Source organism: Mycobacterium sp. ZZG (genome assembly GCF_054786995.1).
This window is the reverse complement of record NZ_JBTBFV010000114.1, coordinates 1-5,210: the sequence shown is the minus strand read 5'-3', so window position 1 is coordinate 5,210 and position 5,210 is coordinate 1. Positions and strand designations below refer to the sequence as shown.

Annotated in this window: 7 protein-coding genes and 1 pseudogene; 3 read left to right on the top strand and 5 right to left on the bottom strand. The window is 67.7% G+C overall.

From position 1 onward, the window contains the following. The first annotated feature begins 253 nt into the window (after positions 1-253). From ACXMYJ_RS28470 to ACXMYJ_RS28460, 3 genes are read left to right on the top strand one after another with little or no spacing between them, the layout of a single operon-like run. Complete coding sequence (locus ACXMYJ_RS28470) at positions 254-1,435, top strand: geranylgeranyl reductase family protein (protein ID WP_460359469.1); 1,182 nt, start codon at positions 254-256, stop codon at positions 1,433-1,435. A gap of 28 nt (positions 1,436-1,463) precedes the next feature. Beyond that, positions 1,464-2,012, top strand: coding sequence for a hypothetical protein (locus tag ACXMYJ_RS28465; RefSeq protein WP_260751328.1), 549 nt, complete (start codon positions 1,464-1,466; stop codon positions 2,010-2,012). A gap of 34 nt (positions 2,013-2,046) precedes the next feature. Further along, complete coding sequence (locus tag ACXMYJ_RS28460; protein WP_260751327.1) at positions 2,047-2,463, top strand: VOC family protein; 417 nt, start codon at positions 2,047-2,049, stop codon at positions 2,461-2,463. 3 nt (positions 2,464-2,466) lie between these two features. Here the strand turns inward: ACXMYJ_RS28460 and ACXMYJ_RS28455 are convergent, their stop codons facing one another. The 5 genes and pseudogenes from ACXMYJ_RS28455 to ACXMYJ_RS28435 form a co-directional block, all read right to left on the bottom strand. After that, a complete protein-coding gene (locus ACXMYJ_RS28455) occupies positions 2,467-2,799 on the bottom strand; it encodes a cupin domain-containing protein (RefSeq protein WP_260751326.1) in 333 nt (110 codons plus the stop codon). Between the two features lie 3 nt (positions 2,800-2,802). Further along, positions 2,803-3,501 carry a helix-turn-helix transcriptional regulator gene (locus ACXMYJ_RS28450; RefSeq protein ID WP_260751325.1) on the bottom strand — a complete coding sequence of 233 codons (699 nt, stop codon included), beginning with the start codon at positions 3,499-3,501 and terminating at the stop codon, positions 2,803-2,805. A gap of 12 nt (positions 3,502-3,513) precedes the next feature. Next, positions 3,514-4,314 carry a class I SAM-dependent methyltransferase gene (locus ACXMYJ_RS28445; RefSeq protein WP_460359468.1) on the bottom strand — a complete coding sequence of 267 codons (801 nt, stop codon included), beginning with the start codon at positions 4,312-4,314 and terminating at the stop codon, positions 3,514-3,516. Then, positions 4,307-5,089: an ABC transporter permease gene (locus ACXMYJ_RS28440; protein WP_260751323.1), complete on the bottom strand. Its 783-nt coding sequence runs from the start codon at positions 5,087-5,089 to the stop codon at positions 4,307-4,309. The genes ACXMYJ_RS28445 and ACXMYJ_RS28440 overlap by 8 nt, the downstream gene beginning before the upstream one ends. Continuing rightward, positions 5,086-5,210: pseudogene (locus tag ACXMYJ_RS28435) on the bottom strand (hypothetical protein); the annotation flags it as partial. The pseudogene ACXMYJ_RS28435 and the gene ACXMYJ_RS28440, both read right to left, overlap by 4 nt.

The following is a 5,210-nucleotide window of genomic DNA, read 5'->3' as shown; positions in this document are numbered from 1 at the left end:
AACAGGCCCCTACCGGAGCGCACAGGAAAAGCTGGGCAGACCAGCGGATCCCACCTGCCCGCACCAAACCCAGCCACCGAAATTACCCCCGGCCACCATCAGGAAGGCCGATCCACGGATTGAGGCTAAGACCGCGTGACGTCACACTCGGCTCACCGTCATGACCCGGTGTGGCCAGGCGAATTCGCCCGCCGCGCACATACAGGGAGTTTGGGTACTATCTCCAGCGACAGCCGCTCGACGAGAGAGATTCATGACGCAGCGATACGACGTGGTCATCGCAGGTGGAGGACCCTCCGGGTCAGCCGCCGCGTGGCAGGCGGCGCAGACCGGTGCCAAGGTAGTGGTACTGGACAAGGCACAGTTTCCCCGCTCCAAGCCCTGCGGTGACGGTCTGACCGCCCGTGCGGTCAGCTACCTGCAGAAGATGGGCCTGGCCGACGAGGTCGCCACCTATCACCGGGTGAACCGGGTCACGGTGTTCAGCCCGAGCCGCTGGGAGCTGTCGTTCCCCAAACGTCCCGGCATGCCCGACCACGGTCACACCGTGAGCCGGGAACACCTCGACACCGTGCTGCTCAAGCACGCGGAGTCGGCCGGGGCCGAGATCCGGCAGGGCGCCGAGGTCGCCGGGCCGGAGTTCGACGCCACCGGACGGGTGATCGGTGTGGTGCTCAAGAGCGGCGAGAAGGTGTACGGCGACGCGGTGATCGCCGCCGACGGCGCCTACTCCCCCATCAAGCGGGCGTTGAAGATCGACTCCGAGTACAACGGCTACTCCGCGATCGCGATCCGCTCAGAGATGCCGGCCAACCGCCCGGACTCCGATTCGCTGGACATCTACCTGAAGCTGATGTTCCAGGGCGACCAGTTGCCCGGATACGGCTGGGTGTTCCCGATGGGCAACGGACTCTTCAACATCGGGCTCGGCTACGTCAACAGTTACAAGAACTGGCAGTCGATCAATGCCACGCAGTTCCTCGGCGACTTCCTGCGCACGCTGCCGCGCGAGTGGGATCTGCCGCCGATCGAGGAGCTCAAGAAGAACAAGAGCGTGCGCGCGTGGCGGTTGCCGATGGGCTTCACCGCGTGGCCGCCGTGGCGTCCCGGCGTGCTGTTCACCGGTGACTCGCTGGGCGCGGGCAAGCCGGCCTCCGGCGCGGGCATCTCCAAGGCGCTCGAATCCGGTTTGGCCGCAGGCGAATGCGCGGTGGCGGCGCTGACCAACGGCGGTCCCGACGACTTCACCAACTACGCGCAGCGCATGGAGGCGGCGTGGGGCAGGGAGTATCGGCGCGGCCGCTACATGCACAAGTTGATCGGGCAGCCGAAGCTGGCGGAGGCCGGCGTGAAGCTGATCGACAACGCCGCGTTCCGCGACCGGATGCTCAAGGCGCTGTACAAGAAGGCCCAGGGTCCGCAGCACAGCTTCTGAATCGGCACGTCCTGTGTACGAAGCCGCGGTGACCCTCGGAGCCGAGGCTGCTCGGCGCCTCGACGCAGCAGGCACCGTGACGATCGAGCGTGGCATGTCCGACGACGAATTGGACCGTGTCGAGCACGAGGTGGGTGTCGAGTTCGCCGACGATCACCGCGCGTTCCTGGCGGCAGGACTGCCCACGGGCGGGTCGTGGCCGAACTGGCGCGCCGAAGGCCGCAGAAGTCTGACCAGACGGCTGCAACTGCCCATCGTGGGCGTGCTGTTCGCCGTCGAGTGGGATCGGTTCTGGTATGACGGCTGGGGTCGGCGGCCGGCGCAGACGAAGCACGCGCTGCGCACCGCGCGCTACCACCTGGAGCGTGCGCCGATGCTGGTGCCGATCTGTTCTCACCACTACCTGCCGGCCGGCCATGGATTGTCCGGGCATCCGGTGCTGTCGGTGGTGCGCACCGATGTCGTCATCCGCGGCGCGAACCTTGCCGACTACGTCTCCGCCGAGTTCGGGACGGTCGAGCCGGACGCGAGGCAGGCAGCAGTGACCGTCGAGTTCTGGTCGACGCTGTTGGGCTGAGTGAGATGTCGCCGCCGCGGGCTACCGTGCGTTCATGGAGCAACGCATCAGCCTGATCACCCTCGGCGTCGACGACCTCGTCCGTGCGCGTCGGTTCTACGAACAGGGTCTGGGCTGGGTGCCGAAGGCCGCTCCGGACGGCGTCGTGTTCTATCAGCTGCCCGGCCTCGCGTTCGCGTTGTTCGGACGGGCCGACCTCGCCGCGGATGCGCACCATCCTGTCGACGGCCGGTTCAGCGGTATCACCATCGCGATCAATCAGCGCACCGAAGCCGATGTCGACGCGGTGCTCGCCCAGGCGCACGCCGCGGGGGCGACAATCCTCAAGGCCGCCGAACGGGTGTTCTGGGGCGGTTACTCGGGTTACTTCGCCGATCCGGACGGCCACGTCTGGGAGGTCGCACTGAACCCGGAGTGGACCATCAACGACGACGGCACCTTGTCGATCTGAGGGTCAGATCCCGGTGACGACGGTCAGGAGGATCACGGAATCCTCCAGCGCGGCAAGGTTGTGCCGTTCCGAGGGGATGATCAGGTACTCACCCTCGCCGAGTTCGGCCGATGCGCTCGACGTATTGAGGCGAACCCGGCCGTGTAGCACCAGAAGTGTTGCCTCACCCGGGCTTTCGTGATCGTCGAGGCGCTGATCGGCCAGCAGCGCGATCGCGGTCTGGCGCAACTTGTGTTCGTGCCCGCCGTACACGGTGTGCGCGGCCCGGCCCGCGCGCGCATTGCGAGCAGCCTCGAGCTGTTCGGCTGCGGTCTCTTTCAGGGACACCACGTCCATGACTCACACTCCTTCACTGTCGTCCGCCACCACACGTGTAGGGCGGAGCACCAATCCGACTTCGCACGAACCCCCATGGGGATCCGGTGTCACCGCCACACCGTAGCGGCCGCCGACCGCGTCGGCGTTGAGGTCGATCACCTCTTGGATCAATCCCTGCTGGATACCGCGAACCACCTCGGGTGCGGTCTTGGCGACCTCAGCGAGGGGGCAGGTGCACAGTTGCACCGTCACCTCACCGAAGGACGACATCACCGAACGCACCTGGAAACCCAACTCGGTCAGCGTCGCCACGACGAGGTCTCCGACCGAGGTCTCGTCGCGGGCCCTGGCCAGCCGCACGCGGTGCGCCAGGTCTGCCCCGATGCGGCGTGCTCGCGTTTCCCGCTCCTCGGCGGTGCCACCGAGATGCGTCGCGAACAGCGACACGATGTCGGCGTAGTCGAGTCGTGGCGCCGGCTCGTAGGTCAGCTTGGGCCGCCCGGCTCCCGATTTGCGACTGCCCGCGCGCCGCACGAACCCCTGGGCTTCCAGTGTCGACAGGTGGAACCGCGCTGTGGTGATGTGGATCTGCAGCAGATCGGCGACACCCTGGGCATCGACCGGACCGTCGGCTTCCCGTAACAGACCCAGCACCCTGTGGCGCTGGCGGCCCGCTGCGCGGTCCCGCGTCTCGCCGGCGGCGCTGCTCACCACTGCCATGAGTCAAGTGTGTCATTGCCCAGGTACGACGCCGACGACCGCAACGGCGGTCAGCGAGTGCCGGTACCGCTGGAAGGTCTTGCGCATGCCGATGACCCTCCGACGTGCCGCAGCACGCCGGATCAAGTTGCCCACGATGCGCAGCGCACCGAGGGGTCCTTCGTCGGCGAGCACGCGTGCCGGGTTGAGCAGCGCCATCGGCGCGTGGTCGACGCGCGAGATCTCGAAGCCCGCGTCGGTGAGCAACGTGGTCCACTCGGCAGTGGTCAGCGGGCGGGCATTGACCTTGATGGCCCGCGACATGTCGCGGCGGATGTCGTCCTTGATGTCCTGGGACAGGCCGTCGGGGGTCAGCCCCAACTCGTGGATCGCGTAACGGCCGCCCGGCCGCAGCACACGGAACGCTTCGCCGATGATGGCACGCTTCGCCTTGTCGCCCTGCATGGTGAGCATGGCCTCGCCGACCACCACGTCAGCGCTGGCCTTGGGCAACCCGGTCGACACCGCGTCGGCGACGACCACCGTGCCACCGACCGGGGCGACGATGGAGCGCACCTGTTCGGTCGCCGCGGCGGTGTCGTCGACGCCGACGTAGGAGTGCGGTTTCCGGGCGACGATGTCGGTCGCCGTGCGGCCGAGTCCAGGCCCGAGCTCGACGACGTCTGCGCCCTCGATACGCGCGGCCGAAAGCAGACGCGTCGTCAGCTCCAGCCCGCCCGGGCGCAAGACTCTCTTGCCCAGTCGGGCCAGCAGCCAGTGGCCGGGAAGGTCGGCGTCACCCCGCTCGGCGAGCGGGAGAGGTGAATCAGCCATGGCGGACAGTCCTTTCGACAGCGGCGACCAGGAAGATCGCCGTGGACAGTGAACACACGTAGAGCAGAGCGGCGTTCTGGCTCCACGGAGGAATGAGCACCGCGTCCTGGCCGGTGGCGTAGACGCCGTTGAGAACCGGCATGAACCGCTGCAGGAACGCGCCACTGGGGAGATATCCCGCGGCGGATTCAACCGCGTACACCCACAACAGGATCACCGCCGCGGAGCCGAGCGGCGACCGGGTCAGCGCGCCGACGCCGATACCGGCGCCGGCGGCGAAGAAACTCAGCAGCGGCACGGTCCACAGCAGCCGCTGTGCCACCGGATCGGTCGCCGACACCGATCCGTAGACGTGCGGCGAGGCCACCGGCAGTAACAGGAGCACCGCGAGAAGCGTGAGGGCGGCGGCCGCAGCGCCGAGCGTGCCGTAGAACCACCACCGGCCTGCCAGTACCGGCCACTGGCGGTGAGCCGCCAGGCGAACGTATTCCCCAGTGTGGTAACGACTCTCGCAGGCCTGCCCGTCGGAGGCGGCCACTGCCACCACCGCGGTGGTGACGGTGATCACCCAATAGGCCGCGTTGGAGGTCGGCACCTGCAGGACCGAGATCTGCCCCGGTATGCGCGCGAAGGTCTCGGCGGCGATCGCGATCGCGAACGTGATCACCGCCGGCAGCACCACCGCGGCAGGGATCAGGACCGTCCACAGCCGACTCCGGCCGCCCGTCCGGACCATCTCGGCGCGCGCACCGCGCACCACTGGTGCCACGCTCACTGGTGCACCATCCTTGTGTCGGTGATCTTGGATGGATTGCCGATGCACCCGAGGTGCCGCTGATCTATCGCCCTGCTCGCTCGACACATTCGATGTCCAGCATGAGTTCTGCGGAGGCCAG